The organism is Bradyrhizobium sp. BWA-3-5, assembly GCF_032917985.1.
Lineage (GTDB): Bacteria > Pseudomonadota > Alphaproteobacteria > Rhizobiales > Xanthobacteraceae > Bradyrhizobium.
In genome coordinates this window covers 7,555,971-7,582,501 of the sequence record NZ_CP136626.1, presented here as the reverse complement: position 1 = coordinate 7,582,501, position 26,531 = coordinate 7,555,971, and the positions used below count along the sequence as shown (strand labels likewise).

Annotated in this window: 22 protein-coding genes; 8 read left to right on the top strand and 14 right to left on the bottom strand. The window is 64.2% G+C overall.

What is annotated here, in order from left to right:
- The first annotated feature begins 247 nt into the window (after window positions 1-247).
- Complete coding sequence (locus tag RX331_RS36390; protein ID WP_317254374.1) at window positions 248-2,080, top strand: putative bifunctional diguanylate cyclase/phosphodiesterase; 1,833 nt, start codon at window positions 248-250, stop codon at window positions 2,078-2,080.
- Between the two features lie 208 nt (window positions 2,081-2,288).
- On the opposite strand, the gene RX331_RS36385 is transcribed toward RX331_RS36390, so the two are convergent.
- The 4 genes from RX331_RS36385 to RX331_RS36370 all read right to left on the bottom strand — a co-directional run bounded on the left by RX331_RS36385 (window position 2,289) and on the right by RX331_RS36370 (window position 7,321).
- Entirely contained in the window at window positions 2,289-2,684 is a 396-nt protein-coding gene (locus RX331_RS36385) for a hypothetical protein (RefSeq protein WP_317254373.1), read from the bottom strand.
- A gap of 68 nt (window positions 2,685-2,752) precedes the next feature.
- Window positions 2,753-4,720 (bottom strand): methyl-accepting chemotaxis protein, encoded by a 1,968-nt coding sequence (locus RX331_RS36380; protein ID WP_317254372.1) that lies wholly within the window; start codon window positions 4,718-4,720, stop codon window positions 2,753-2,755.
- A 101-nt stretch (window positions 4,721-4,821) separates the two neighbouring features.
- Window positions 4,822-5,994, bottom strand: a complete 1,173-nt coding sequence (locus tag RX331_RS36375) for an acyl-CoA dehydrogenase family protein (RefSeq protein WP_317254371.1) — start codon at window positions 5,992-5,994, stop codon at window positions 4,822-4,824.
- A 91-nt stretch (window positions 5,995-6,085) separates the two neighbouring features.
- Complete coding sequence (locus RX331_RS36370; RefSeq protein ID WP_317254370.1) at window positions 6,086-7,321, bottom strand: MFS transporter; 1,236 nt, start codon at window positions 7,319-7,321, stop codon at window positions 6,086-6,088.
- A 210-nt stretch (window positions 7,322-7,531) separates the two neighbouring features.
- Here RX331_RS36370 and RX331_RS36365 point away from each other — a divergent pair, with 210 nt between their 5' ends.
- Window positions 7,532-8,023: a GNAT family N-acetyltransferase gene (locus RX331_RS36365; protein ID WP_317254369.1), complete on the top strand. Its 492-nt coding sequence runs from the start codon at window positions 7,532-7,534 to the stop codon at window positions 8,021-8,023.
- Between the two features lie 139 nt (window positions 8,024-8,162).
- Here RX331_RS36365 and lepA read toward each other — a convergent pair whose 3' ends face one another.
- The gene (lepA, locus tag RX331_RS36360; RefSeq protein ID WP_317254368.1) at window positions 8,163-9,974 is read right to left on the bottom strand and encodes a translation elongation factor 4; all 1,812 of its coding nucleotides are present in this window, start codon (window positions 9,972-9,974) and stop codon (window positions 8,163-8,165) included.
- A 115-nt stretch (window positions 9,975-10,089) separates the two neighbouring features.
- On the opposite strand from lepA, the gene RX331_RS36355 reads away from it, so the two are divergent.
- Window positions 10,090-11,700 carry a glycosyltransferase family 39 protein gene (locus tag RX331_RS36355; protein ID WP_317254367.1) on the top strand — a complete coding sequence of 537 codons (1,611 nt, stop codon included), beginning with the start codon at window positions 10,090-10,092 and terminating at the stop codon, window positions 11,698-11,700.
- Window positions 11,701-11,733: 33 nt separating this feature from the next.
- The gene (locus RX331_RS36350) at window positions 11,734-12,531 is read left to right on the top strand and encodes an SDR family oxidoreductase (RefSeq protein ID WP_317254366.1); all 798 of its coding nucleotides are present in this window, start codon (window positions 11,734-11,736) and stop codon (window positions 12,529-12,531) included.
- A gap of 70 nt (window positions 12,532-12,601) precedes the next feature.
- Here RX331_RS36350 and RX331_RS36345 read toward each other — a convergent pair whose 3' ends face one another.
- The 5 genes from RX331_RS36345 to RX331_RS36325 form a co-directional block, all read right to left on the bottom strand.
- Window positions 12,602-12,928: an HPr family phosphocarrier protein gene (locus tag RX331_RS36345; RefSeq protein WP_317254365.1), complete on the bottom strand. Its 327-nt coding sequence runs from the start codon at window positions 12,926-12,928 to the stop codon at window positions 12,602-12,604.
- The gene (locus RX331_RS36340) at window positions 12,925-13,326 is read right to left on the bottom strand and encodes a PTS sugar transporter subunit IIA (RefSeq protein WP_317258330.1); all 402 of its coding nucleotides are present in this window, start codon (window positions 13,324-13,326) and stop codon (window positions 12,925-12,927) included. Before RX331_RS36340 ends, RX331_RS36345 begins: the two co-directional genes overlap by 4 nt.
- A gap of 132 nt (window positions 13,327-13,458) precedes the next feature.
- Window positions 13,459-13,983, bottom strand: coding sequence for an HPr kinase/phosphatase C-terminal domain-containing protein (locus RX331_RS36335; protein WP_317254364.1), 525 nt, complete (start codon window positions 13,981-13,983; stop codon window positions 13,459-13,461).
- Complete coding sequence (locus RX331_RS36330) at window positions 13,980-15,797, bottom strand: sensor histidine kinase (RefSeq protein ID WP_317254363.1); 1,818 nt, start codon at window positions 15,795-15,797, stop codon at window positions 13,980-13,982. The genes RX331_RS36335 and RX331_RS36330 overlap by 4 nt, the downstream gene beginning before the upstream one ends.
- Before the next feature lie 96 nt (window positions 15,798-15,893).
- Complete coding sequence (locus tag RX331_RS36325; RefSeq protein ID WP_027541437.1) at window positions 15,894-16,595, bottom strand: response regulator transcription factor; 702 nt, start codon at window positions 16,593-16,595, stop codon at window positions 15,894-15,896.
- Between the two features lie 216 nt (window positions 16,596-16,811).
- On the opposite strand from RX331_RS36325, the gene RX331_RS36320 reads away from it, so the two are divergent.
- Together RX331_RS36320 and RX331_RS36315 are read left to right on the top strand one after the other, a co-directional pair.
- The gene (locus tag RX331_RS36320) at window positions 16,812-17,558 is read left to right on the top strand and encodes a HugZ family protein (protein ID WP_317254362.1); all 747 of its coding nucleotides are present in this window, start codon (window positions 16,812-16,814) and stop codon (window positions 17,556-17,558) included.
- 485 nt (window positions 17,559-18,043) lie between these two features.
- Entirely contained in the window at window positions 18,044-19,660 is a 1,617-nt protein-coding gene (locus RX331_RS36315) for a phosphoenolpyruvate carboxykinase (protein WP_317254361.1), read from the top strand.
- An 88-nt stretch (window positions 19,661-19,748) separates the two neighbouring features.
- Here RX331_RS36315 and rocF read toward each other — a convergent pair whose 3' ends face one another.
- From rocF to RX331_RS36300, 3 genes are all read right to left on the bottom strand, one after another.
- Entirely contained in the window at window positions 19,749-20,720 is a 972-nt protein-coding gene (gene rocF / locus RX331_RS36310; RefSeq protein WP_317254360.1) for an arginase, read from the bottom strand.
- Between the two features lie 116 nt (window positions 20,721-20,836).
- Window positions 20,837-21,655, bottom strand: a complete 819-nt coding sequence (locus RX331_RS36305; protein WP_317254359.1) for a thioesterase family protein — start codon at window positions 21,653-21,655, stop codon at window positions 20,837-20,839.
- Between the two features lie 221 nt (window positions 21,656-21,876).
- A complete protein-coding gene (locus RX331_RS36300) occupies window positions 21,877-24,402 on the bottom strand; it encodes a glycogen/starch/alpha-glucan phosphorylase (protein ID WP_410708347.1) in 2,526 nt (841 codons plus the stop codon).
- A gap of 227 nt (window positions 24,403-24,629) precedes the next feature.
- Between RX331_RS36300 and RX331_RS36295 the strand changes: the two genes are divergently transcribed.
- Entirely contained in the window at window positions 24,630-24,860 is a 231-nt protein-coding gene (locus tag RX331_RS36295) for a hypothetical protein (RefSeq protein WP_317254357.1), read from the top strand.
- Between the two features lie 181 nt (window positions 24,861-25,041).
- Window positions 25,042-25,473, top strand: coding sequence for a hypothetical protein (locus tag RX331_RS36290; RefSeq protein WP_317254356.1), 432 nt, complete (start codon window positions 25,042-25,044; stop codon window positions 25,471-25,473).
- Window positions 25,474-25,566: 93 nt separating this feature from the next.
- Here RX331_RS36290 and RX331_RS36285 read toward each other — a convergent pair whose 3' ends face one another.
- The gene (locus RX331_RS36285) at window positions 25,567-26,373 is read right to left on the bottom strand and encodes a DUF2865 domain-containing protein (RefSeq protein ID WP_410708047.1); all 807 of its coding nucleotides are present in this window, start codon (window positions 26,371-26,373) and stop codon (window positions 25,567-25,569) included.
- Window positions 26,374-26,531 lie beyond the last annotated feature (158 nt).

The following is a 26,531-nucleotide window of genomic DNA, read 5'->3' as shown; positions in this document are numbered from 1 at the left end:
ACGTTTCGCGCATTCCTTGTGCAGCCAACGTGCGTGTCGTTTGCTCCGCTATATTGAAGCGGCGATTTCGTTCGCGAATTTGCGATTTGCACCGCAGCTTCGAATGGCGATACACGCAAAACGGGTGGTTGTATTTTTGGCAGACACGCGTGGTCGCGCCGATACGCCAGTTTCATCGACAAGAGAAAGCATTTTTTCAGAGACTTATTCGAAAACTTTGCACGCAGAGTGCGAGTAGAGCGGAGCGATGCCGAAGAAGCCTAGAACGAGCCGAAAGCCGAAGCAGGCGGCGATTACCCGCTTCCCCGGCCGGCCAGCAAAGCCCGCACCGAAACTGTCGATCAACCGACGACAAACGACCGAAGAGGTTACGAGCAAGCGAGCCGACATCGCCGAATTGAAGCAGCGCGAGGCGTCGTTTCGCCTGCTGTTCGATACCAATCCGGTGCCGATGATTGTCTGCGCGCTGGGTGACGAACGCATTCTCGCCGTCAACGACGCCGCGGTCGAGCATTACGGTTACAGCCGCGGCGAATTCGAGAAGCTCACGATCCGCAACCTGCAGGCCTTCGACATCGAGCCGCCATGGGCGACTGAGCATGCCGGCGAGGAACACGCGGCGCGGGCGTGGAAGCATGTCAGGGCCGACGGTGCGCTGATTGATCTGGCGATCTACTCCCGCCAGCTCGTTTACAGCGACCGGCCGGCGGTCCTGCTGGCGCTGATGGACACCACCGAACGCAAGCGCGCCGAGGCGCGGCTGACCTTCATGGCCCAGCACGACGCCCTCACCGGGCTGCCGAACCGCAACCTGTTGCGCCAGCAGATGGACGATATCCTGCTGCGCTCCCGCCGCAGCGCGGAGAAGGCGGCCGTGCTGGTGCTCGGCCTCGACCATTTCAAGGCGGTCAACGATACGCTCGGCCATGGCGTCGGCGACAAGCTGCTGCGCGGCGTAGGCAAGCGATTGCAGTCGATGCTGCGCGAGGACGATGCGCTGGCCCGCCTCAACTCGGATGAGTTCGCCATTGTCCAGAGCGGGGTGACACGGCCCGAGGATGCGGCGTTCCTGGCGCGGCGTCTCCTCGACGCGATCGGCGATCCCCATCTCATCGACGGGCATTCGGTCGTGGTCGGGGCCAGCATCGGCATTGCGATCTCGCCCGGCGACGGCGATGAATCCGAAAAGCTCCTCAAGCACGCCGACCTCGCACTGTCGCGCGCGAAAAACGATTCCCGCGGCACGTTCTCGTTCTTCGAAGCGGGAATGGATGCGCGGGCCCAGACCCGCCGCAAGATCGAAACCGAGCTGCGCGAGGCGGTCCGCGGCGACGCGCTGCGGCCCTACTACCAGCCGCTGGTCGACCTTTCGAGCGGCCGCATCACCGGCTTCGAGGCGCTGGTGCGCTGGCCTCATCCCGAACGCGGCATGATTTCGCCGGCCGAATTCATCCCCGTTGCCGAGGAGACCGGACTGATCAACGCAGTCGGCGGGTTGATGCTGCGGCGCGCCTGCACCGACGCCGCGCAATGGCCGGACGACGTCCGCGTCGCGGTCAATCTGTCACCGCTGCAGTTCCGCGTCGGCAATTTATTGTCGCTGGTAATGGAGACGCTGAAGCAATCCGGCCTGCCGGCTAAGCGACTGGAACTGGAAATCACCGAGACGCTGCTGTTGGAAAAGAGCAGCGAGGTGCTGGCGACGCTGCATGCGCTGCGCGCGCTCGGCGTTCGCATCTCGATGGACGATTTCGGCACCGGCTATTCCAGCCTGAGCTATCTGCGCAGCTTCCCGTTCGATAAGATCAAGATCGACCAGTCCTTTGTGCGCGATCTCGCGGCCAACCCTGACGCGCAGGCGATCGTGCGTTCGATCATCAGCCTCGGCAAGGGGCTCGGCGTCACCATCACGGCGGAAGGCGTCGAGACGGAAGCCGAGGTCGACTGCCTGCGCAACGAGGGCTGCCACGAGGGACAGGGATTCCTGTTCAGCCGGGCGCGGCCCAATGCGGAGATCATGGGCCTGTTGAAGACCCAGGGCAATTGGAGCACGCCATCGGGTGCGGCGTTGGTGGCGTGAGGCTGGCGCCACCTTCGCAGCCGTCATTGCGAGCCAACGGGTCGCCCCCGACCGCGCCCGGTGGCTCGCAGTGAAGGCGGCTAGCCGCTTCGCGGCGATGCGCCTTACCGCCTTTTTCGCCGATATTGCCATTGAAGGTCCGCCCATCCCGCCAGGATTGTCACAGACAACCGAAGGCAGGATGCAATCCGGCGGAAGCAAAAACCAGCTACCTTCGACGCGCGGTCTTGCGTGCGCCCGTGCGAGAGGTCTTCGTGCTGGATCGCGTGGTCTTGCGGGCGCTGGACCTTGCTGCTGCCTTGCGCTTGCGCGTCGCCGCCGCCTTCTTCGCGGAGCGGGATCGCGCCGCTGCCGGCCGGCGTGCCGCGGCCTTGCCGCCGCGCGGGCCGCCGATACGGCCGCCCTTTTTCGCCGCGACATTGGTGTCCTTCACGCCGCGGCCGGAGCCGCTCTTGTTGCCGCCGCCGGTTTCCTTGTTGACGGTCGCCCAGGCGCGCCGTTCGGCTTCCTTCTTGCCGATACCACGCTCCTCATAACCTTCCTCGATATGCTCGGCCTTGCGCTTCTGCTTGTCAGTGTAGCTCGATTTGTCACCGCGGGGCATGTTGAATCTCCCTCGTTGCTGCGGTTACCGAAAAAGCAACGCATGCTCGGCGAGGGGGTTCCGTTCGATTAGGCGGCGTCGCGAAGCCCCGCGAGGAACGTATCGACGCTTCTGTACAGCGCATCGGCCTGCCGGCTGAGCTGGCCGGTGGCCGCTGCGACGTTCTCGGCCAGCGCACGCGACTGGTCGGCGGACTGGCTAGCGCCGCTCACGTTCGTTGAGACCTCGCCGGTGCCGGTGGCCGCCTGCTGGACGCTGCGGGCGATTTCCCGCGTCGCCGAATCCTGCTCTTCCACTGCCGCCGCGATGGTGGTGGCGATGCCGCTGATCTCGCGGATGGTGTCGCTGATGCCGCCGATCGCCGCGACGCAGTCTCCGGTGGCCGATTGGATCGCGGCGACCTGGCCGGCGATCTCTTCGGTGGCCTTCGCTGTCTGGCTGGCGAGCTCCTTGACCTCGGACGCGACGACGGCAAAGCCGCGGCCGGCCTCGCCGGCGCGCGCGGCCTCGATGGTCGCGTTGAGCGCCAAGAGGTTGGTCTGGCTTGCAATCGCCCCGATCAGGCGCAGCACGTCGCCGATCTTTTCCGCCGCCGAGGCGAGGCTGCCCACCATTTCGGTGGTCTGTCCGGCCTTGACCACGGCATTGTCGGCGACCTGGCTGGAATGGGTCACCTGGCGGCCAATCTCGGTCACCGAGGACGCCAGCTCCTCGGTCGCGGCCGCAACGGCGCTGACGCTGGCGGACGCCGCGTCGGAAGCTGCCGCAGCAGCGGCAGCGCGCTGCGAGGTACCGTTCACGCTGGTGGCGATCTCGCCGGCCACGCGCTGCATGTCTGACGTCGCTTGCGCGACCGCGGCGACGACGCTCTTGACGTCGCTTTCGAAACGGTCGGCCATCTGGCGCTGCAGGGCCTTCTTCTCGATCTCGGCCTGCTGCTTGGTGGCCTCCTGGGCCTCGCGCATATCGCGCGATTCGATCATGCTGCGGCGGAACACGTCGACCGCGCTTGCCATGGTGCCGAGCTCGTCGCGGCGCTCGCGGCCGGGGATCGTGACGTCGATCTCGCCGCCGGAAAGCCGATTCATGACCGCCGTGATCGCGGCGAGGGGACGTGACAGGCCGCGGCCGAGGAGGAATGCAAGGGCAATCGCGCCGGCCAGGATGGCGATGGTGCCGAGGATCAAATTGCGCTGCGAGCTCGCCGCCGCCGCTTCATACTCGGTCGTATCCTTGATGATCTCAAGAATGCCGACCGGCTGGCCGGCGTAGTTCCTGATCTGTCCGAGATAGAGCGCGGCGGGCCGGCCATTGATCGTGGCATCGCGGCGCAGCGGCTGGCCGTCGAACACGCCCTTGAGTTCGTCACCGGAGGTGATCGCTTCCTCGCCATAGGTCGCGGACAGTTTCTTGAACGCCTTGCCGTCGTAGGAATAGACCGCAAGGTCGATGCCAAAGCGCTTCTTGGCGCGGTCGACGAATTCCTTGCCGAAGGCGGCGCCGACGTCGACATTGGCCAGCGTCTTGCCGTCGCGCACGATCGGCGTCATGCCGAAGATCGAGAGCGCCTCGCGGCCGGGCTCAACGCCGACAATGGTCTTGCCGGTCTTGATCGCTTCCACCACGGTGGAACGCCGCGCGGAGGCGTCGTCGTCGAACACTTTTGGCGCATGGACGCGGTAGAACGATATCGCCGGCGCCCGCCAGAACGAAATCAGCGGGATGCCCTGCGCCTTCATCGGCTCCAGGGCGTCGCCGAGCAGCTTGCCCAATCCGTCGCGGTCGGTCTTTGCAATGGCGTCGGCGACCGGCGGCAGGGCAGCGATCACGGATGAGACGGCGAGCGCGGCGCGGCCCTCATAGTCGATCGCGGCGATGACGCTGTCATATTGCAGCTTGAGCTGCTGATCGAGCGCGAGCTGCGTCAGCGCGCGTTGCTGGACGATCGAAAAGGTCCCAAGGACGGCGCAGGCGACGGCGACCGTCAGCGAAATGGCAAGGATCAGCCGGGCGGCAATCGAACGAATTTCGAACATGAGTTTTACGCAAGCTCCCGAAGGCGAGGCCTTCCAAGAGATTTCATGAATTGTTTAACAACGAGGGGTGCCGGCTTGTCCGTAGAAATACGGACCATCGATCACCGCGCGGTGGGCGACACGTCGAGATTGCCCGACAGGATCACCTTGCCGACATCCTCATAATGCGCATCGCGGCCCTGGATCTGCTGCGCGATGGCGTGCATGTCGCGGAAACGGCGCTCGAATTTGTTGGCGTTGAACACCGCGGTGGCGCCGGCCATGCGATAGGCGGTGTCGACCACGGCGGCCGATTGGTGGATGGTCCACGTCGCAGCCATGCGCAGGGCGATGCGGTGGGCTTCCGAAACTGCATCGCCGCGCGAGAGGTCGCGCCACACCTCCGCGGCCGTGGCATAGAGATAGGCGCGGGTGGCGCGTAGCTGCGCCTCGGTGCGGCCGATCACGCCCTGCACGGCATTGTTGTCGCGCATCGCCTTGAGCGCCTGCGGGGTCTTGGCGCGGGCAAGGTCGATCGCCGCATCCAGCGTGGCGCGAGCAACGCCGACCGAGGTCGCCGCAAAGCCCATGCCGAACACCATGTTGGTGGAGAGCTTGTACAGCGGGCCGTCCTCGCGCCGCGCCTCCGGCTCGTCGCGAAGGGCGGCAAATTTTTCGGGAATGAAGAGATTCTCAACCGAATAGGAATCGGTGCCGGTGCCGCGCAGGCCGATCACGTCCCAGACGTCGTAGAGCGTGGCGCTACTGATGGGAAACAGGATGGTGCGGATCTCCGGCGCGCCATCTTTCTTGCGCCGCGGCGTGCCGTCGGCCTCGACAACGCGGACATGGGCGCCGAGCCAGCTTGCCTGCCGCATACCGGAGGCGAAGTCCCAGCGTGCGCTGGCCATGTAGCCGCCGGGCACCGCCTGCACTTCATGGTTGATGGCGCCCCAGGCGAGAATACCGGGTGCGACGTTGAAGATCTCGTTGGCAGCGTCGGGATCGAGATAGGCCGCGGTCATCGCGCAGACGCTGCACTGGCCGAGGCACCAGGCGGTCGAGGCGTCGGCTTTCGCGATTTCCTCCTGCATCTGCATGAAGGTTTCGAGCGGCACCTCGGCGCCGCCAAAGCGCTTCGGCAATAGCGCGCGGTAGAGCCCGTTCTCGATCAGCGCCGATGTCACCGCTGGCGTCAGCCGCCGGGTCCGCTCGATCTCGTCGGCCTCGCGCATGATCAGCGGCGCTAGCGCGCGGGCGCGCTCCGCGAGGTCGACGCCCGGATGCCTGGTCATGCGCTTCCTCGCATTCTCTTGTTCTTGGCTTATTCCTGCGATGGTGACGCATCCGCCGCCCGCGATCAAGGCGGCGGAGACTGCTGGCCGCTCACGCCGCCGCTCGCTCGAGATCGAGCGAGGGCTGCTGTGGCCGTCTGGCCGAAGGGAAGCTCAGCGCCACCGCAACAGCCGCAAGGCCGATCGCGAAGGAGCCGACATAGAGCCAGTTGTAGGCGTGGAAGGTGTCGAACACCCATCCGCCGGCCAATGGTCCGAGCGCCATGCCGAGGCTGGCGAAGGCGGAGACGGCGCCGAACACGCTGCCCATGATGCGCACGCCGAAATATTCGCGCACCAGCACGGCGTAGAGCGGCATCACGCCGCCGTAGGCGAGGCCGAAGACGACCGACAGCGCATAGAATTCGCCGAGCTGGCCGACCGCGAGGTAGGTCGCGATCGCCAGCGCCTGCACGAACAGGCCGCCGACCAGGACGTGCTTGCCGCCGAAGCGATCGGCGAGCACGCCGAGCACTAGCCGGCCGCCGAGGCCGGAAAACCCGGCAAGGCTGTAGACGGTGACGGCGGTGAGCGGCGCGATGCCGCAGACCACCGCGTAGCTGACCAAATGGAAGATCGGCCCGGAATGCGCGGCGCAGCAGGCGAAATGGGCCAGTGCCAGCGTGATGAATTGCGGTGTCCTGAGCGCCTGCGCGACGGTCCATTGCCCGGCAGGCGCATCGGTCCCACCGGCGTCTGCGGACGCTGCGGCCGCGGGCGGCGGGCGCACCAGAAAAGAGGCCGGAATCAGCAGCGCCAGCGCGACGGTGCCGATGACGAGCATCGCCGTGCGCCAATCATAGTTCGCGATCAGCCAGCTTGCGAACGGGGCCACCGTCATCGGCGACACGCCCATGCCGGCCGAGACCAGCGCGACCGCAAGGCTGCGCCGGTGTTCGATCCAGGCGCTCGCCGCTGCGACCATCGGCGCGTAGAAGCTGCCGGCCGAAATTCCGATCAACACCCCGAACGCGAACTGGAACTGCCACAGGCTGGTCGCCTGGCTCGCGCCGATCAGGCCGGCGCCGAGCAGCATCGTGCCCGACAGTACGACGATCCGGGTGCCGTAGCGGTCGGACAGCGCGCCCCAGAAGAATGCCGCCAGCCCCATCGCAAGAAAGTCGATCGTCGCCGCCGCCGAGACGCCGCTGCGTGACCAGCCCATCGCCTCCGAAATCGGCTGCAAAAATACCGCCAGCGACAGCATCGAGCCGAATGCCACGCAGGTCATCAGCGCGCCCACGGCGACCACGACCCATCCGTAGGAAGACCCGGACGTCTTGCTCATGCGTTTCCTCGCGCGTGTGCTGTTGTTTGTATGCGCGGGATGATGGTGGCCTATTCGACGCCCTTGCGCAATGCGCTGCAGGGCAACCCTCTCATTCCGGAGATCATGTGATGTTGCGTTGATCCCGTGCGGGCTTGCCGATCGTGCCCGTTGCGGCCAGATATCGGCCTGCACTTGAGACGCGAGCAGATGGAAATGACAGGGGCGTTGATGCAGAAAATCATAGTAGCGCCGTATTCCGATGCCGATCGCCAGGGTGTCCTCGATGTCATCCTGCCGATCCAGCAGCAGGAATTTGGCATCCAGATCACGGCGGCCGACCAGCCTGATCTCATGCAGATCTCCGAATTCTATCAGTCGGGAGCCGGCGGCTTCTGGGTGGCGCGATCGAACGGCAACGTCGTCGGCACGATCGGATTGAAGGACATTGGCGCAAAGCAAACCGCGCTGCGGAAGATGTTCGTGGCCGCGCCGTTTCGCGGCCGGGAGCTGGGCGTGGCGGCAACGCTCCTCGACGAGCTCTTGGCGCATGCGCGCGCCAAGGCAGTTGCCGAAATCTTTCTCGGCACGACCGACAAATTCCTCGCGGCGCATCGCTTCTATGAGAAGAAGGGCTTCAGGGAATTGCCGATGGCCGAACTGCCGAAAGCGTTTCCGGTGATGGCGGTGGATTCGAAATTTTACGCGCTGCGCGTCGCGTGAAGCACAGCCGCGTAGGGTGGGCAAAGCGACTTGTCCGCCGTAGCTCGAAGAGCGAAGGCGGAAGCGTGCCCACCATCGATCTCCCACGCGGGATGAATGGTGGGCACGTCGCTTTGCCCACCCTCCCAATTCCGATGCCTCAGCTATCCACCTTCAGCGCCGCAATAAACGCTTCCTGCGGGATGTCGACCTTGCCGAACTGCCGCATCTTCTTCTTGCCTTCCTTCTGCTTCTCCAGAAGCTTGCGTTTGCGCGTGATGTCGCCGCCGTAGCATTTGGCGGTGACGTCCTTGCGCAGCGCGCGGACGGTTTCGCGGGCGATCACCTTGCCGCCGATCGCCGCCTGGATCGGAATCTGGAACATGTGCGGCGGAATCAGCTCCTTCATCTTCTCGACCATGGCGCGGCCGCGGCCTTCGGCGCGGGTCCGGTGCACCAACATCGACAGCGCATCGACGGGCTCGGCATTGACGAGGATCTGCATCTTGACGAGATCCGCCGGCTTGTAGTCGGTCAGGTGATAGTCGAACGAGGCGTAGCCCTTGGAGACCGATTTCAGGCGGTCGTAGAAGTCGAACACGACTTCGTTGAGCGGCAGGTCGTATTTCACCATCGCGCGGGAACCGACGTAAGTCAGCTCCTTCTGCGAGCCGCGACGGTCCTGGCACAGCTTCAGGACGCTGCCGAGATATTCGTCCGGCGTGAGGATCGTCGCCTCGATCCACGGCTCCTCGATCTCGGCGATCTTGACCACATCGGGCATGTCGACCGGATTGTGAATCTCGATCTCCTGACCGTCGGTCAGGTGCATCTTGTAGATCACGCTCGGCGCCGTCGCGATCAGGTTGAGATCGAACTCGCGCGACAGCCGCTCCTGGATGATCTCGAGATGCAACAGGCCGAGGAAGCCGCAGCGGAAGCCGAAACCGAGCGCGGCGGATGTTTCCATCTCGAAGGAGAAGCTGGCGTCGTTGAGCCGTAATTTGCCCATCGCGGCGCGCAGCGTTTCGAAATCGTCGGCGTCGACCGGAAACAGGCCGCAGAACACCACCGGTATTGCCGGCTTGAAGCCCGGCAGCATTTCCGAGACCGGCTTCTTGTCGTCGGTGATGGTGTCGCCCACACGTGTATCGGCGACTTCCTTGATCGCGGCGGTGATGAAGCCGATCTCGCCGGGGCCGAGCTCCTCCACCTGCTCCATCTTCGGCGTGAAGAAGCCGACGCGCTCGATGTCGTAGGCCGCATTGGTGCCCATCATGCGGATGCGCTGGCCCTTCTTCATCACGCCGTTGACAATGCGCACCAGCACGACGACGCCGAGATAGACGTCGTACCAGCTATCGACCAGCAGCGCCTTTAATGTCGCATCGCGGTCGCCCTTCGGCGGCGGCAGGCGGGTGACGATGGCTTCCAGCACGTCGGGAACGCCGAGGCCGGTCTTGGCCGAGATCATCACCGCGTCGGAGGCGTCGATACCGATCACGTCCTCGATCTGCTGCTTGACCTTGTCGGGCTCTGCGGCCGGCAGGTCGACCTTGTTGAGAACGGGCACGATCTCGTGATTGTTGTCGAGCGCCTGATAGACGTTGGCGAGCGTCTGGGCTTCCACGCCCTGGCTGGCGTCGACCACCAGCAGCGATCCCTCGCAGGCCGCCAGCGACCGCGAGACTTCGTAGGCGAAGTCGACATGGCCGGGCGTGTCCATCAAATTGAAGACGTAATCCTTGCCGTCCTTGGCGCGGTAGTTCAGCCGCACCGTCTGCGCCTTGATGGTGATGCCGCGCTCGCGCTCGATATCCATGGAGTCGAGCACCTGCTCCTTGCCCGCCATTTCGCGGTCCGACAGCCCGCCGGTCATCTGGATCAGGCGGTCGGCCAGCGTCGATTTGCCATGGTCGATATGGGCGACGATGGAGAAGTTGCGGATGTTGGAAATCGGCGTCGTTGTCATGGGGCGCGGGATAGCATCCGCGTCCCCGTGCGGCAACCATCTTGCTGAATTTCAAGGGGGTTTCTTCACGCCAAGCTGATTCCACTTGCGCTCAAAACACGCTACGGAATGGGCCATGTCGACTGCATCCATTTTGCCCACTTCCGCGCGCCGCAAGCGTTTCCTCTCGATCCGGCGACCGGCGGCGTGGCTGGCCGCGCTGGCCAGCGGTCCCAAAGCGGCCCCGATTCCCGGCCTGTGGCTGGTGACCGGTTTTGCCGTGGTTCATGCCGTGCTGTGGACGCTGATCCTGGTCAATCTGAAGACCGGGCAGGACGTCCACATGGATGTCGCCGAAGCCTTTGCTTGGGGGCAGAAGTTCCTGCTCGGCTATGGCAAGCATCCGCCGCTATCAGGATGGGTCGCCGGTGTCTGGTTCAGGCTGTTTCCGGTCACCGACTGGGCGAGCTATGCGCTAGCGATGGCAACGGTGAGTTGCGGGCTCGTGATCTGCTGGCTGGTGGCGCTGCGCGTGGTCGATCATCGCCGCGCGTTCTTCGTCGTGGTGTTGCTGGCGCTCTATCCGATCTTCAACTTCAAAGGCTTCAAGTACAATCCGGACCTGCTGCAGCTTGTCACGCTGCCGCTGATGGTGCTGGCCTATCTCGACGCGTTCGAGCAACGCAGTGTCAGGTCCGGCGTCTGGCTCGGGCTCGCCGGTGCGCTGGCGCTGATGACCAAATACTGGGCCGTCACGATGATCGGCGCCATCGGCCTTGCCGCGCTGATCCATCCTGAGCGGCTTAAATTCCTGCGCTCGCCGGCACCGTGGGTGGCCATCGGCGTGCTCGCCATCGCGATGCTGCCGCATCTGGTGTGGCTGAAGCAGGTCGATTTTGTCCCCTTCACCTATGCCGGCGATACCTATTCCCTGACCGACCGCGCGATGATCAATGACCTCGCGCTGGGTTACGTCGCGCATAATCTCGCATTGCTAGCCGCGCCGGTGGTCCTCGGCGCTATCGCGCTGGTGTGGCGCCCGTTCCGCCTGGCGCCATTTCCGGCGCTGGCGCGCGGCGGCAATGCCAGCGTGAACGTCTCGCAAGCGATCCATGTCTGGATCATCCAGGCGGTGGTCGCGGTCGGTCCGCCGCTCGGTGCGTTGCTGCTCCATTTCTACATCAAGACCGACTGGGGCATCCCGATGTTCTTCCTGGTGCCGCTCGCGCTGATCGCGATCCCGGCGGTGCGGGTCCGCAAGGTAGCTCTGGCAAACCTGACGGTAAGCTGGCTGGTGATCACGCTCGTGGTGCTGGCGGTCTCGCCAAGGATCGTCGCTTACGAACTCAGCGAAAAGCGCACGGCCGGCGCCACCTACCGGGCGCGCTCTGAACTCGCCCGCGAACTGACGCAAGTCTGGCACCTGCGCTTCAATTCGCGCTGGCCGGTCGTGGCGGCCTATACCGATACCGGCCAGCCCGTCACGTTCTATAGCCCCGATCATCCGGCGCCGCTGACGCCGCACGAGCCGTGGTCGTCGGGCCTGACCTCGCTCGAGGAGGCCAAGCGGTCCGGCTTCATCGGCATCTGCGAAACCGGCGACTGGAAACTGGAAAAATGCGAGGCGTGGATGAAGACCCATGCCGCCAATGCCGAGCGCATCGTGATGACGACGCGGCGGTTCTTCCTGGGCCATCCCGGCCCCGCGACGGCCTGGAACATCTTCATCGTGCCGCCGGCCAGATAGAAGCCGACATAAGAAAATCAAAGGGAGTGACGAATGGATCTCGACCTCACAGGCAAGACGGCGCTGGTCACCGGCTCGACGCGCGGCATCGGGCTCGCCACCGCGGTCGGCCTGGCGCAGATGGGCGCTGACGTCATCGTCAACGGCCGCGAGGCGGTGGCGGTCGGCGAGGCCGTGACGAAAGTTCAGCAGGCGGCGCCCGCGGCCAAGGTGCATGCGGGAGCGTTTGACCTCGGCAACGCGGCAGGCTGTGCCGCCTTGATCGCGCAATTCCCCGACGTCGACATCCTCGTCAACAATCTCGGCATCTACGAGCCGAAAGGCTTCTTCGAGATCGAGGATGCCGACTGGTCGAGAATGTTCGAAGTCAATGTCATGAGCGGGGTGCGGCTGACGCGGCACTATCTGAAGCGGATGCTCGACGAGAAGGACTGGGGCCGCGTCGTGTTCGTCTCCAGCGAATCCGGCGTCTTCATCCCGAAGGAGATGGTGCATTACGGCTTTTCGAAATCGGCGCAGCTCGTGATCGCGCGCGGCGCGGCGGAGACCACCAAGGGCAGCAACGTCACCGTCAATTCGGTGATGCCCGGCCCGACCTGGGTCGAGATGGCGCCGGTGCGCCTCGCCGCGCGCGCCAAGGCGATGGGAACGAGCGTCGACGATCTGGTCTCGCGCACCTTCAGCGAGCGCCGCCCGGCCTCGCTGCTGCAGCGTTACGCCAAGCCGGAAGAAGTCGCCAATTTGATCTGCTACGTCTGCTCAAAAGCCTCCAGCGCCACCAACGGCGCCGCGCTGCGCGCCGACGGCGGTATCGTGACGAATCCGTTCTAGTCGCGAGAATGGTCTTCTCCCTCGCCCCGCTGTTGCGGGGAGAGGTCGAGGAGCCATCACGCTCCTAAGCTCACACGCCTTCTTCGTTGAACTTGTCCGCCACCAGCGCGGCGATCGCATCGACCGCGGCTTGCGCCTCCGGGCCGATGGCGGACACCGTGACGCTGGTTCCAGGTCCAGCCGCCAGCATCATCAACCCCATGATCGAGGTGCCGCCGACGGTCTCGCTGCCGCGCGTCACCCAGACCTCGGCGTTGAACTTTTCGACCATCTGCACGAACTTCGCCGAGGCCCGCGCATGCAGGCCGCGCTTGTTGATGATCAGAAGTTCCCGCGAGATGGCGCCGGCAGGAACGCCGGACCCGAGTTCCTTTTCGGGCGCGGCGTCGTCGCTCATTTGCCGGCGAGCACGCGGCTGGCGATGGTGACGTATTTGCGCCCGGCTTCCTGCGCCATCGCGATGGCATCGGGAAGCGAGCGCTCGTCGCGCACCTTGGCAAGCTTGACCAGCATGGGAAGATTGATGCCTGCGAGCACTTCCACCTTGGGACGGCTCATGCAGGATATTGCGAGGTTGGAAGGGGTGCCGCCGAACATGTCCGTAAGGATGGCAACACCATCGCCGCTGTCAACGCGATTCACCGCTTCGATGATGTCGCTTCGACACAGATCAGAGTCGTCCTCGGCTCCAATCGTGATGGCTTCAATTTGTTTTTGCGGACCCATGACATGTTCGAGCGCCGCCTTGAACTCGTCGGCAAGGCGCCCATGGGTCACAAGCACTAGACCAATCATTGGAAACTCCTCGCGGGTGCTTTTTGGTGCACCGCACGAACGCGCCACTTTGACCATCCAGAGGCCCCGCGCAAGAGGGCATCTTGGCTATTGTTCCGGAATTTGCCGGTAAGAAGTGAGGCCCGCGCCGGATTAATCGGTGGCGATATTGGGGCTTATATGGTTACCAATCCCCTGCGAACAATCATCCAAAGGTTGGACCGGACCTGTACCGTCGGTTGTTGTCAGGGCAGCTACAATCAACGGGAGGGGGTCGTATCCCTCTCCGACGGGGATTCGCGGTATTGATACACCATTAAGGCTGACGGCAAGCGCTTCTGGCGGCGGCATCCGCGCCGCATCGCTCGCCGCAAGGTCCGCAATCAAGCCAACCACGGCCTCGCTGGCGAAGTCGCAGCGGCGGATCCCAAGGCCGCGGATTTCGATCAGGCCGGCCAGTTCCGGCACCGGGCGAACCCACAATTGTCCGTCCACTGTGTCGAGATGGACACGGTCGTCCCCGACCAGACTGACCGCTGGGAGCTGCCCGGCACGGCCGGCGAGGATGAGATCGAAGGCGAGGCGGGACTTGCCGGCGCCTGACGGTCCGCGAATCAACACGGCGCGGTCGCCCACGCGCACGGCGGAGGCGTGGACGCTCGCGACCTGGGTCATCATAGTGCGGGCAGCCGGACCACGAAGCGCGCGCCGGCCACGCTCGGCTTGCCGTCGGCATCGGCCGGGCCATGGCGGTTCTCCGCCCAGATCCGCCCGTTATGCGCTTCGATGATCTGCTTGGAGATCGAGAGCCCGAGCCCTGAGTTCTGGCCGAAGCCCTGATGGGGACGGTCGGTGTAGAAGCGCTCGAAGATGCGCTCCAGCGCGTCCTCGCCGATGCCGGGACCATCGTCATCGACGACGATTTCGATCTCCAGCCGGGCGCGGCGGCAGGTTACGCGCACCTTTCCGCCAGGGGTGGAGAAAGATTGCGCATTGGACAAGAGGTTCGAGATCACCTGTCCAAGCCGCGAATCGTGGCCGGGCACCGAGAACGTGTCGGTCGCGCCGCGGCCCTCGAAGCGGCATTCGACTGCGACGTCATGCCCCAGCCTGGTTTCGTTGGCGACGGAGGTCAGCGTCGTCAGCAGGCGGCGCAGATCGACCGGCGCCATGTCCTGGCGCTGCAGTTCGGCGTCGAGGCGGCTGGCGTCCGAGATATCCGAGATCAGGCGATCGAGCCGCTTGACGTCATGCTCGATCACCTCGAGCAGGCGGGCCCGGCTGGTGTCGTTGCGCGCCAGCGGCAGCGTCTCCACCGCCGAGCGCAGCGAGGTCAGCGGGTTCTTCAGTTCATGGGCGACGTCGGCGGCGAACATCTCGATCGCCTCGATGCGGCTGTAGAGCGCATTGGTCATGTCGCGCAGCGCGCCCGAGAGATGGCCGATCTCGTCGCGGCGGCGGGTGAAATCGGGAATCTCGACGCGGGTCTGGATGCGGCGGCGGACGCGCTCGGCGCCGTCGGCGAGCCGCCGCACCGGACCCGCGATCGTGCTCGCCAGCAATAGCGACAGCACGATCATGACCGCGGAGGCGACGCCGCCGACCTTGAGGATGGCGAGGCGCTCGGCCGTCACCATCTGGTCGATGTCGTCGCCCTGGGTGGAGAGCATCAAGGCACCATGCACGGCGCGGAAGCGCTGCACCGGCACCGCGACCGAGACGATCACCTCGCCGCGATCGTTGACGCGCACCACGCTGCTTTTGACGCCGTCGAGCGCCTGTACGATCTCCTGATAGCCCTTGCCGTTCTCGGGGCCGAGCTCGCGATAGAGCGGCAGGTCGCCGCGATTGAGCCAGGTGCGGATCGAGATGGTGGCGCGTTCGACGAAGCCCGGCTTCTCGGTCGAGGGCGGCGGCAGCTCGAAGCGCATCACGTCGCCGCGGCCATAGAGGCTGCGGCTGTCGAGGATCATGCCGCCGTCGCCGCCATAGATGCGCGCGCGCGTTTTCGTCGGCGAGATCAGCCGCCGCAGCACCGGCGCGACGCGTTCCGGATTGATCGGAAAATCGAGGCCTGAGGATTCATCCGGCGCGCCGTAGCTCTCGCCGGGCTTTAGGTCGAGCAGCCGGTCCGGATCGATGGTGATCGTGTTGGTTTCGACGGTGGCCGAAGCGGCGATCGCGCCGGCGATGATTTCGGCCTGCACCAGAAGGCTCTGCGCCCGCGCGTCGATCAGGCCGGCGCGGAACTGCGAGAGATAGAGGATGCTCGCCACCAGCGCGACGAGGCCGGCCAGGTTGAGCGAGACGATGCGGCGCGTGAGGCTCGAGAAGGAAAGCGCGAAGAAGAATTGCCCGGCCCGGCGCAACCAACCGAGCGGCCGCCGCCAGCCCGTCTCGCCTGCATTATCCTCGGCAACACGATCCCGTTCGAGGAGCTCGGAAGTGTCCTCGTGGGTCAGGGTAAGGTCGGACTGCGTTCGATCTAGCAATGGCTGAGCCGTCGGTTGTGATGCGCCGTTCTAGTTCTACGCTTTTACGCCGAACGGGCAGACGTGTCAGTCGCACGTCCGCCCGGAAAACGCAGATCAGGCTTCCTTGAAGCGATAACCGACGCCGTACAGCGTCTCGATCATCTCGAAATCGTCGTCGACCACCTTGAACTTCTTGCGCAGCCGCTTGATGTGGCTGTCGATGGTGCGGTCGTCGACATAGACCTGATCGTCATAGGCCGCGTCCATCAGCGCATTGCGGCTCTTCACCACGCCGGGGCGCGTCGCCAGCGCCTGCAGGATCAAAAATTCCGTCACCGTCAGCGTCACCGGCTCGTTCTTCCAGGTGCAGGTGTGACGCTCGGGATCCATCCGCAGCAGGCCGCGGTCCAGCGCCCGCGCATCCGGCTCCTTCGGCACGGCGGTCGGATCCTTGGGCTGGCCGCGGCGGAGCACGGCCTTGACGCGCTCGACCAGGAGGCGCTGCGAGAACGGCTTGCGGATGAAATCGTCGGCGCCCATCTTCAGGCCGAACAATTCATCGATCTCTTCATCCTTGGAGGTCAGGAAGATCACCGGCAGATCGGATTTCTGTCGCAGCCGGCGCAGCGTTTCCATGCCGTCCATGCGCGGCATCTTGATATCGAGGATCGCGAGGTCGGGCGGCGAAGTGCGGAAGCCGTCCAGCGCCGAAGCACCGTCCGTGTAGGTCATGATGCGATAGCCTTCGGCTTCAAGTGCGATCGACACGGAAGTAAGAATGTTGCGGTCATCATCGACCAGGGCGATTGTGGGCATGAGCCTCTGCTTTCGAATAAGAGTGGCTTAAACGGCGGGCACTTCAGCTAGACGCCGCATAAATGGGCTTCGTACACGGTCAACGAGCAATGCAAGCTGGGCTGAACTATGACCGAGTTCCGCAAAACGCTCCCGAGGAGACGTGCCGCCCCCCATATAGCACCCCCTCAGGCGGAGAAAACCCCTTTTTTGCAATAAGATGGCCGGAAGGAAAACATGCAGCCAACCGCAGATTTTGATGCCTCCAGGCTCGCCCGCTCGCTGCTGCGACGAAGTCGGCAGGGCGCATTGGCCACGCTTATGCCTGAAAGTGGCGACCCCTACTGCTCACTGGTGAACGTAGCGAGCCATCCCGACGCCTCGCCGATCCTGCTGCTTTCGCGCCTCGCGCTGCATACGAAAAACATCCTCGTCGATACCAGAGTATCGCTGATGCTGGACGAACGCGCCGCCGGCGATCCCTTGGAAGGCGCTCGAATCATGCTGGCGGGACGCGCCGAGGAGGCGACGGGCGAAGCTGCAAACATCTTGCGCCGACGCTACCTCAACGCGCATCCGTCGGCGGAAGCGTTCGTCGATTTCAAGGATTTTTCGTTCTTTCGAATAGCGCCCTCGGGCCTGCATCTGGTCGCCGGATTCGGCCGCATCATCGATCTCAAGCCCGAGCAATTCCTGACCGAGATTGGCGATGCCGCTGATCTCATCGAGGCCGAGCAGGGCGCCGTCGGGCACATGAACGAGGATCATCGCGAGGCGATGAATCTCTACGCGACGAGATTGCTTGACGCCGAGTCCGCCGATTGGCGCTGCGCCGGCTGCGACCCCGACGGTATGGACATGCAGGCCGGCGCCGCGACGCTGCGGCTGGATTTTCCGGAGCGGGTCACCAGTGCCATCGCGCTACGCAAAATGCTGGTGCGGCTGGCGGGCGAGGCGCGCGCGCCAAGGGCTGACAAGAGCTAACGGTTGGCGTCAGCGAGCAACTGCACCGTGCTGTCGAATCCATCGCCGATGACAGTGAAGGAGATTCAGTCGCTGCTATTGGAAACGAGCGATGACGCTGCGTCAGGCCATGCTGGCCGATCTCAACGATACGTCGTCGCCGCGTAATGCCCATACTGCATTTTGGGCTCCGTTCGAACCGATCGGAGAGGAGCAAATGATATGATTGTGCGGCGCAACAATTGCCGCTTAGCCAACCCACGACGGATGGTCGCGCAACCAAAGGGCAAAGCAGTGCGAAGCGCCGCAGCAAGTGATTGATTCACATCGATCGCGCCCGCTTGAATAAACCAAATCGGCGGGATCGGCTTGGCAAGCACCGCGTTCATCAGTATTAGGTCGCCGGACCGAGGCCGGAAGGCTATATTCAGGGGTCACCGCGACAGGGCGCGTCAAGCGGTGTGCGCGCGATCTACAGTAACGCGGGTTCGAGGAGGATTTTCTTCGTGCAAGAGACGGGTCTACGCAACGGTGCCTTCGGCGCCGACAAATTCGGCCTAAAGAATCTCAAGACGGTGCATTGGAATCTCGGTGCGCCACAGCTCTATCAATATTCGCTTGCGGCAGGCGAGGCCGTATTATCGGCCGACGGCGCGCTATGTGCCGATACCGGTGAGTTCACCGGACGCAGCCCCAAGGACAAGTTCACGGTCCGTGATGCGACCACTGACAAGAACATGTGGTGGGCCGGCAACCAGTCGATTACATCAGAGCAGTTCGCCGCGCTCCATGCCGACTTCCTCAAGCACGCCGAAGGCATGACGCTGTTCGCGCAGGACCTCTATGGCGGCGCCGATCCGAACTTCCAGATCAAGACCCGCGTCTTCACCGAGCTCGCCTGGCATTCGCTGTTCATCCGCACGCTTTTGATCCGTCCCGAAGCGTCGGCACTGCGCGATTTCGTGCCCGAGCTCACCATCATCGACCTGCCGAGCTTCCGCGCCGATCCGAAACGTCACGGTGTGCGCTCGGAAAACGTTGTCGCGATCGATTTCGCCCGCAAGATCGTCCTGATCGGCGGGTCTTATTATGCCGGCGAGATGAAGAAGTCGGTCTTCACCACGCTGAACTATTACCTGCCCGCCAAGGGCGTGATGCCGATGCACTGCTCGGCCAATGTCGGCCCGAAGGGCGACACCGCGATCTTCTTCGGTCTCTCCGGCACCGGCAAGACCACGCTGTCGGCCGATCCGAACCGCACGCTGATCGGCGACGACGAGCACGGCTGGGGCAATGACGGCGTCTTCAACTTCGAAGGCGGCTGTTATGCCAAGTGCATCAAGCTGTCGAAGGAAGCCGAGCCGCAGATTTTTGCGGCCTCCAGCCGCTTCGGCGCGGTGCTCGAGAATTGCGTGCTCGACGAAGACACCCGCGTGGTCGATTTCGATGACGGCTCGAAGACCGAGAATACCCGCTCGGCCTATCCGCTCGACTTCATCCCGAACGCCTCGCGCACCGGCCGCGCCGGCCAGCCGAAGAACGTGGTGATGCTGGCGGCCGATGCCTTCGGCGTGCTGCCGCCGATCGCAAAGCTCTCGCCGGCGCAGGCGATGTATCACTTCCTGTCCGGCTACACCGCCAAGGTCGCCGGCACCGAGCGCGGTCTCGGTAATGAGCCGCAGCCGGAATTCTCGACCTGCTTCGGCTCGCCGTTCCTGCCGCTCGATCCGTCGGTCTACGGCAACATGCTGCGTGAGCTGATTGCCAAGCACAATGTCGATTGCTGGCTGGTCAACACCGGCTGGACCGGCGGCAAGTACGGCGTAGGCTCCCGCATGCCGATCAAGGTGACGCGCGCGCTGCTGACGGCCGCGCTCGACGGCTCGCTCCGCAACGTCGAATTCCGCACCGACAAGTATTTCGGCTTTGCGGTACCAACCGCGCTGCCGGGCGTGCCGAGCGAGATCCTCGATCCCGTCAACACCTGGAAGGACAAGGCCGAGTTCGACAAGACGGCGCGCGCCCTCGTCGGCATGTTCCAGAAGAACTTTGCCAAGTTCGAAGCCCAGGTCGACGCCGAAGTCCGCGCCGCCGCGCCGGATACCAAGCTGGCGGCAGAGTAACCGCACCGGTCGAGCGAGACACTATTGAGAACGCTGAGGGCGGCCGCGAGGCCGCCCTTTCGTTTTCGGTGCTCTGCGTTTTGAGCCTCTAGCTGCCGTTCCCCGCCAGCACCGCGTTGCTCGGCGTTCGCCGGTCGGTGATCTGGAGGCCGAACAGGCTGCCGATCAGCTCGACGGCAACGCGCGCGGTGCGGCCGCGTTCGTCGAGGAACGGGTTGAGCTCGACGACATCGACCGAGCGCACCAGGCCGGAATCGTGCAGCAGCTCCATGATGAGATGCGCCTCGCGATAGGTCGCGCCGCCCGGCACCGTGGTGCCGACGCCGGGCGCGACCGTGGGATCGAGAAAATCGACGTCGAACGAGACATGCAGCACGCCGTTCCGCGCCCGCACGCGCTCGATGACTTTTCGGATCAGCACGCCGACGCCGAACTCGTCGATCGCGCGCATGTCGGCGATCGCGACGCGGCGTTCGAACACCAGCTTCTTCTCCTCGGGATCGATCGAGCGGATGCCAAACAGGTCGAGTTGGTCGGGTCCGATCGACGCACGCGGCGCGCCGCCGAGCAGGTTATCGAGGCCGCCCTCGCCGCACAGGAAGGCGGCCGACATGCCGTGCATGTTGCCGGTCTCCGTGGTGTGCGGCGTGTTGTAGTCGGCATGGGCATCGACCCAGAGCACGAACAGCGGCCGGCCCTGCTCCTGCCAGTAGCGCGCCACGCCGTTGACCGATCCCATCGAGAGCGAGTGATCGCCGCCCATGAAGATCGGCACCGCGCCGGAGCGCGCCAGCGCGTAGGAGCGTTCGCTGAGCACGCGGATCCAGCCCTTGATGGTGTCGTAATATTTGGCGTTTTGCGGCGGCGGGCCCTCGTCCATGGCGGGGTCGGGCCTCGCCATGTTGCCGTGATCTTCGACCGCGAAGCCGAGCTGATGAAGAATGCGGCCGATGCCGGCGGTGCGCAGCGCATCCGGCCCCATCAAGGTGCCGAGCTGTGACGCGCCGACTTCGATGGGAACGCCGATCAGGGCGATGCGGGGAGCGTTGGCGTCGGACATCAGCCGGTGCCTCCGAAATTGTAGGGTGGGCAAAGCGCAGCGTGCCCACCATCAGGAGTCGGATAGGTGGTGGGCACGGCGCTGCGCGCCTTTGTCCACCCTACGCCACCTAGGCTTCACGCCTTGAAATAAGCGATTTGCGTCGTGGTTGCGAGCAGGCGCCCCGAGGGTGACCACAATTCGCCGTGCTGGTCGCCATAACTCCTGTGGAAAATCCGCGCGTCGGCCACAGCAAGCACATGGGTGATGTTCTCGGCTGCGAGTTCCTCCGAGGAAGCATGGAAATAGGTCGTAATCGACACCGTGCCGAACGGCACGAGTTCCCGACGCGCCAGGAATACCCGGCCGAAGAAGGCATCCGACATCGACATCAGCGACAGCATGTCGATCGGGCGCGGCACGTGATCGCCGATCCACTGCTTTGAATAGGCATCGAGCGGCGAGGCCGCGGGCGAGCCATAAAAGCTCGGTTCGCCCTCGACAAAGCGGAAATCATACTGGTGCGTCCAGGTCATCGGCGTGTTCGGAAACCGGCGCGCCTGCTCGAATGGTGCCGCGTCTGGAAACGCCAACTGCTGATGCGACCAGGAGGGTCGGCGCTCGGCGAACACCGCGGTCCCCAGCGTCGCGACCTCGCTGCCGCCCTGGGTCATCTTCACCGCCCAGTGCTGGCTCGAGCGGTTGGCCTTGACCAGGCGGACGTCGAGATCGAACGCGCCTTCCGCGACGGGCGCGCAGAAATTCACGGTCATTGCCAGCGGATCGCCCGCGCGCTGCGGATGGTCGATCAGGGCACGCAGGATGGTGGCGGCGGTGCAGCCGCCGAACGGGCCGACAAAGGCCCAGTAGTCCGGGCTGGTTTTGCCCTGCCAGCAGCTATCGCCGGCGGTAACCCGCGTGGCGTCGTCGAACAGGTGCGGGGCTTTGGTGAGCATGAATATTCTTTGTTTGGGAGACTCGGGCTGCCAATTCCGTCATTGCGAGCGCAGCGAAGCAATCCATGCTTCGACTCGGGGATAGATGGATTGTTTCGCAGAGCCTGTCATCCGGCGGCGCTGCGCGACGACCGGGTGGCTCGCAATGACGCTGAGGCAGTATCGCGACTATTTTGCCGGATTCAATAACGCCTGAGGTAATGAGTTCCGCTTCCCGAAAATTACCGTGCCGCCCCGCGGGCGCTGGCTTCCGCTACCTGTGCAGCCGCCCGCACCGGCACGTGCCAGATATCCTCGGCGTATTCGCGGATGGTGCGGTCGGAAGAAAACCACGGCATCCGCGCCACGTTGAGGACAGAGGCGCGGGTCCAGGCCGGCACCACCTGCCAGCGCGCATCGATGCCGCGCTGGGCGTCGTAATAGGAATCGAAATCGGCCGAGACCATGTAGTGGTCGAGATAGCGCAGCGCATGGCCGATCGAGGCGAAGCGGGCGGGATCGTCGGGCGAGAACACGCCGCTCTCGATCGCGGTGATGGCGCGGCCCAGCCGAGGCGAACGGCTGATCACATCGGTCGCATCCAGCCCCTGCTTGCGCCGGATCATGACGTCGCCGGCCTCCATGCCGAAAATCGCGATGTTTTCGGCGCCGACCTGGTCGCGGATTTCGATATTGGCGCCGTCGAGCGTGCCGATGGTGAGCGCGCCATTGAGCGCCAGCTTCATGTTGCCGGTGCCGGAGGCCTCCATGCCGGCGGTCGAAATCTGCTCGGAGAGATCGGCGGCCGGAATGATCACTTCGGCAAGGCTGACATTGTAGTCGGCGAGGAAGACCACCTTCAGCCTTCCGGCGACGTCGGGATCGTTGTTGACGATCTCGGCGACATCGTTGATCAGCTTGATGATCAGCTTGGCGTAGCGATAGCTCGCGGCCGCCTTGCCGGCAAAGATTTTGACGCGCGGCACCCAGTCGCACTGCGGCTCGTCCTTGATGGCTTGGTAGAGTGCGATGGTCTCGACGATGTTGAGCAATTGCCGCTTGTATTCATGAATGCGCTTGATCTGGACGTCGAACAGCGCCGACGGGTCGGCCTTGATGCCGAGGCGCTCGCCGATCAGCCGCGCCAGCGCGATCTTGTTGTGATGCTTGACCTCGCGAAAGCGCTGCTGGAATGCGTTGTCGCTGGCACGGGCCTCGAGGCGCTCGAACAGCGAGAAATCGTCGAGCACGGCGTCGCCGCAGACCTCGCGCATCAGCGCGGTCAGTTTTGGATTGGCCAGCATCAGCCAGCGCCGAAAGGTGATGCCATTGGTCTTGTTGACGATGCGGCCGGGATAGAGATGGTTGAGATCGCTGAACACGGTCTCCTTCATCAGGTCCGAATGCATCGCCGAGACGCCGTTGATGCGGTGAGAGCCGACGAAAGCGAGCTGGCCCATCCGCACCCGCCGGCCGGATTTTTCGTCGATCAGCGAAACCGAAGCGCGGTATTCGATGTCGCCCGGGAAGCGCTGGTCCGCCAGCGCGAGATGCGCTTCATTGATACGGTAGATGATCTCGAGATGGCGCGGCAAAAGCCGCTCGAACAGTTCGACCGGCCAGGTCTCCAGCGCTTCCGGCAGTAGCGTGTGGTTGGTGTAGGACAGCGTCGCCACCGTGATCTTCCACGCCTCGTCCCAGCGGAAATTGTGCAGGTCGACCAAAATGCGCATCAGCTCGGTGACGGCGAGGCTTGGATGGGTGTCGTTGAGCTGAACTGCGGCCTTCGTAGCAAGGCTGCGCAATTGCCCGTCGGAGGCGAGGTGGCGCTTGACCAGATCCTGCAGCGAGGCTGAGACGAAGAAATATTCCTGCCGCAGCCGCAGCTCGCGGCCCGCCGGGCTCTCGTCGTTGGGATAGAGGAACTTGCAGATCGATTCGGCGCGTGCCTCCTCGGCGACGGCGCCGAGATAGTCGCCGGTGTTGAAGACGTCGAGCCGCAGCGGGTCGGGCGAGCGCGCCGACCATAGCCGCAGCGCGTTGACATGCTGGCCGCGCCAGCCGACGATCGGCGTGTCGTAGGCGACCGCCTGGACGGTTTCCGCCGGCCGCCACGTCGCGCGGTCGCGCCCGCGGTCGTCGACATGGTCAACATGGCCGCCGAAATGAATGTGATAGACCACCTCGGCCCGCTGGAATTCCCAGGGGTTGCCGAAGCTCAGCCATTCGTCCGGATATTCCTGCTGCCAGCCCTGTGCGACGATCTGGCGGAACAGGCCAAAATCGTAGCGGATGCCGTAGCCAATCGCGGGAATCGCCAGCGTCGCCATGCTCTCCATGAAGCATGCCGCGAGCCGGCCGAGGCCGCCATTGCCGAGCGCTGCATCCGGCTCGCATTTGCGCAAGTCGTCGAGGCCGACGCCGAGATCGCCGAGTGCCGTCTCGAACAGCGGCAGCAGCCCCATATTGTTCAGCCCATCGGTGAACAGGCGGCCGATCAGGAATTCGAGCGAGAGGTAATAGACGCGCTTGCTGCCGGCGTCGTAGCTCTCCTTCTCGGCCGTCAGCCAGCGGTGCACGATGCGGTCGCGCAGCGTCAGCGCCGCGGCCTTGTACCAGTCCCGCCTGGTCGCCATGGCGGCGTCCTTGCCGATCGCCAGCCGCAGCTTGGTAAGGATCGCGCCCTTGATCTCGGCCAGCGCCAGCTCGTCGATCGGCTGGCCGGGGGCCGGATAGTTCCCGGGAAATTGTTCCTGCAACACGTCGATCCCTGCGGTTGAGACTCATACGAAGATACGCGCCTTATCCGGTAATCGAAACGCCGGAGAACGCCGGAGTATCTTGTGCACTGCGCTGATGTGAATTTATGCAAGGACCGGGCCGATTTCGCGGCACGGCACGGCCGCTTTTGGTGCTACAATTCGATTAAAACCGGAACCTGGCCGGAGGCCGGTTTGCGTGAGGCAGACATTCTCGAACCAGCGGGAGGCCTGTGATGAGATTGATGATCGAGATCGCCGCCGCTGCGCTGTTGGTGGTCTGCATCAGCGCGACCAGTGCGGCCTTTGCCGCTGGCAAGGCCGTCAGGAGCGCCGACGGCCTGAGTTGCTCCTTCAGCGTCCCGCAGGGCGCATCGCCCGCAGCGCGCTGTGCCGCGATCAAGCGGCAATGCGGCGGGAAGTTTTTCGCGAATTATTGCGGCGACAGGCTGCTCTCGGCGATGTGAGCCGATGTCGTCCCCGGCCCTCGCCGGGACGACGTAAAAATTGGCGACATCTGGCAACAACTTCAGATTTAATTGCCGCCAGAACAAATTAAGAACAATTTAGCAAGTACTTGATATATCATTGTGATTCGGCGCCTTGCCGACACCACATCTAGGGTCCATCCGAGTTTGCGAGGACTACATGTCCACCATCGCCTTCGATCAGTTCGCTCTCACCCGCATCGCCGATTTCGCGCGCTCGCTGTCGCGCCTGCACCAGGCCTCGCGCCGCCAGGTCATTGACGACGATGCGATCGACCGCGAATTCAACGCCGTCTGCATGTCGGTGTGGGGCTACACGACAGATGATTTCAGCGACGAATTGTTCTCGATCGAGGACCACGCCTTTCTCGATGGCCTGGATGAAGCGCAGGCGCGCATCTTCGCCGCCGAGCAGGGCTACGACCTCGTCGACGATCAGGGCATGCTGACGGACTGGTGGGGCTATTGCTGGATGATCCTGGCCGAGAAGCGCGGCTTGCTGACGCCGGAAAACCGCGCCGCGGCACGCGCGGCGATCGAGGAAAAATACCTGTCGGCGCCGAACGTGATCGGGGTGATCGTCGGGCGGTGAGTCAGGCGAGGCGAGGTCTCGTAGCCTGGCCCCATTCTACTTTGCATGGGGTTGTTTTCGCAGTTTTGCGTTTGGCCCTGGCGGTGCGCGGTCTTATCGCGCCTCCGCCCGTTTCGCCGCCTTCGGCGCAGCCGCCTTGGGGATCGAGCCGGTCGGCAGGTCGTCGTCGCGCCGTGTTTCTGGCAGCGGCGCGGTGCCGGCGACCGTCTCGGCGCTGACAGGCGCGACCTTCATCTCGCCGAGCCGGGCGCGAACGTCCGCCGTGAGGCCGGGATAGGACGCCACGGGCGTGAACTCGGCGCTCTGGTCGGTGCCGAGGCGCACGCCGGTATAGGCCACCAGGCCGTCGGTGGTGGCGATGACGTCGCCGGAGCGCAGCGAGCTATCGAGCGCGAGATCGACCGGCGCAAGGCCTGACGGGTTTCTGCCGTTGCAGGTGCAATCGGCGCGCAGCGCCTTGCGGTAGGCGTAGGCGTTCTCGCTGTCGGCGTAGCGTTCGCCATTGCTCGCGGCCGCGCTGTCGATGCTGCTGCCGTAAAACACCTTGGTGACGCTGGCCGGGCAGAACGCCTGGCACATCTGCACCGGCGACGCATTGCCGCGCGTGGTCAGCGGAAAATACTTGCCATCGCAGCTTCGCACGCAAAAAGCAGGTCCGGAGCCGGCGACGCGCGGTACCGGCGCGGGATGGGACTGCTGGTTGGTGCCGAACGGATCTGCGAAGAAATTGGCCGGTGATGGGGATTGCCGGGCCTGCTGCTTCTGCAGGCCGCCGAACAGGAAATCGAACAGGCCTTCGGCAGAGACGCTGGCGGGCGTCAGTGTGAGGGCGCAGGCAAAGGTCGCTGCGGCCAGAAACGCCGCGCGGCGCACGCGTGAACAACCCAACTGTGTACGCAACCCCAACTCCACCCAACGCAACAAACGCGCTGAAACGCGACAGGCTTCAGTCCAGCGTAACCTTAACGGGCGACGGTAAATGACCTTTTACCTTGAACGCAAAGCTGAAAAAGAAATACGCGGAAACCGTGGCAGGCCCACTATACCTTATGGCATAG

Bases quoted from the DNA above. Each gene is read 5' to 3' on its own strand.
- RX331_RS36290 (WP_317254356.1), top strand. From the start codon at position 25,042: ATGTCCACCATCGCCTTCGATCAGTTCGCTCTCACCCGCATCGCCGAT.
- RX331_RS36335 (WP_317254364.1), bottom strand. From the start codon at position 13,983: ATGATGACCCAGGTCGCGAGCGTCCACGCCTCCGCCGTGCGCGTGGGC.
- RX331_RS36305 (WP_317254359.1), bottom strand. From the start codon at position 21,655: ATGCTCACCAAAGCCCCGCACCTGTTCGACGACGCCACGCGGGTTACC.
- rocF (WP_317254360.1), bottom strand. From the start codon at position 20,720: ATGTCCGACGCCAACGCTCCCCGCATCGCCCTGATCGGCGTTCCCATC.
- RX331_RS36355 (WP_317254367.1), top strand. From the start codon at position 10,090: ATGTCGACTGCATCCATTTTGCCCACTTCCGCGCGCCGCAAGCGTTTC.
- RX331_RS36375 (WP_317254371.1), bottom strand. From the start codon at position 5,994: ATGACCAGGCATCCGGGCGTCGACCTCGCGGAGCGCGCCCGCGCGCTA.
- RX331_RS36385 (WP_317254373.1), bottom strand. From the start codon at position 2,684: ATGCCCCGCGGTGACAAATCGAGCTACACTGACAAGCAGAAGCGCAAG.
- RX331_RS36325 (WP_027541437.1), bottom strand. From the start codon at position 16,595: ATGCCCACAATCGCCCTGGTCGATGATGACCGCAACATTCTTACTTCC.
- RX331_RS36345 (WP_317254365.1), bottom strand. From the start codon at position 12,928: ATGAGCGACGACGCCGCGCCCGAAAAGGAACTCGGGTCCGGCGTTCCT.
- RX331_RS36350 (WP_317254366.1), top strand. From the start codon at position 11,734: ATGGATCTCGACCTCACAGGCAAGACGGCGCTGGTCACCGGCTCGACG.
- RX331_RS36370 (WP_317254370.1), bottom strand. From the start codon at position 7,321: ATGAGCAAGACGTCCGGGTCTTCCTACGGATGGGTCGTGGTCGCCGTG.
- RX331_RS36380 (WP_317254372.1), bottom strand. From the start codon at position 4,720: ATGTTCGAAATTCGTTCGATTGCCGCCCGGCTGATCCTTGCCATTTCG.
- lepA (WP_317254368.1), bottom strand. From the start codon at position 9,974: ATGACAACGACGCCGATTTCCAACATCCGCAACTTCTCCATCGTCGCC.
- RX331_RS36295 (WP_317254357.1), top strand. From the start codon at position 24,630: ATGAGATTGATGATCGAGATCGCCGCCGCTGCGCTGTTGGTGGTCTGC.
- RX331_RS36340 (WP_317258330.1), bottom strand. From the start codon at position 13,326: ATGATTGGTCTAGTGCTTGTGACCCATGGGCGCCTTGCCGACGAGTTC.
- RX331_RS36365 (WP_317254369.1), top strand. From the start codon at position 7,532: ATGCAGAAAATCATAGTAGCGCCGTATTCCGATGCCGATCGCCAGGGT.
- RX331_RS36320 (WP_317254362.1), top strand. From the start codon at position 16,812: ATGCAGCCAACCGCAGATTTTGATGCCTCCAGGCTCGCCCGCTCGCTG.
- RX331_RS36390 (WP_317254374.1), top strand. From the start codon at position 248: ATGCCGAAGAAGCCTAGAACGAGCCGAAAGCCGAAGCAGGCGGCGATT.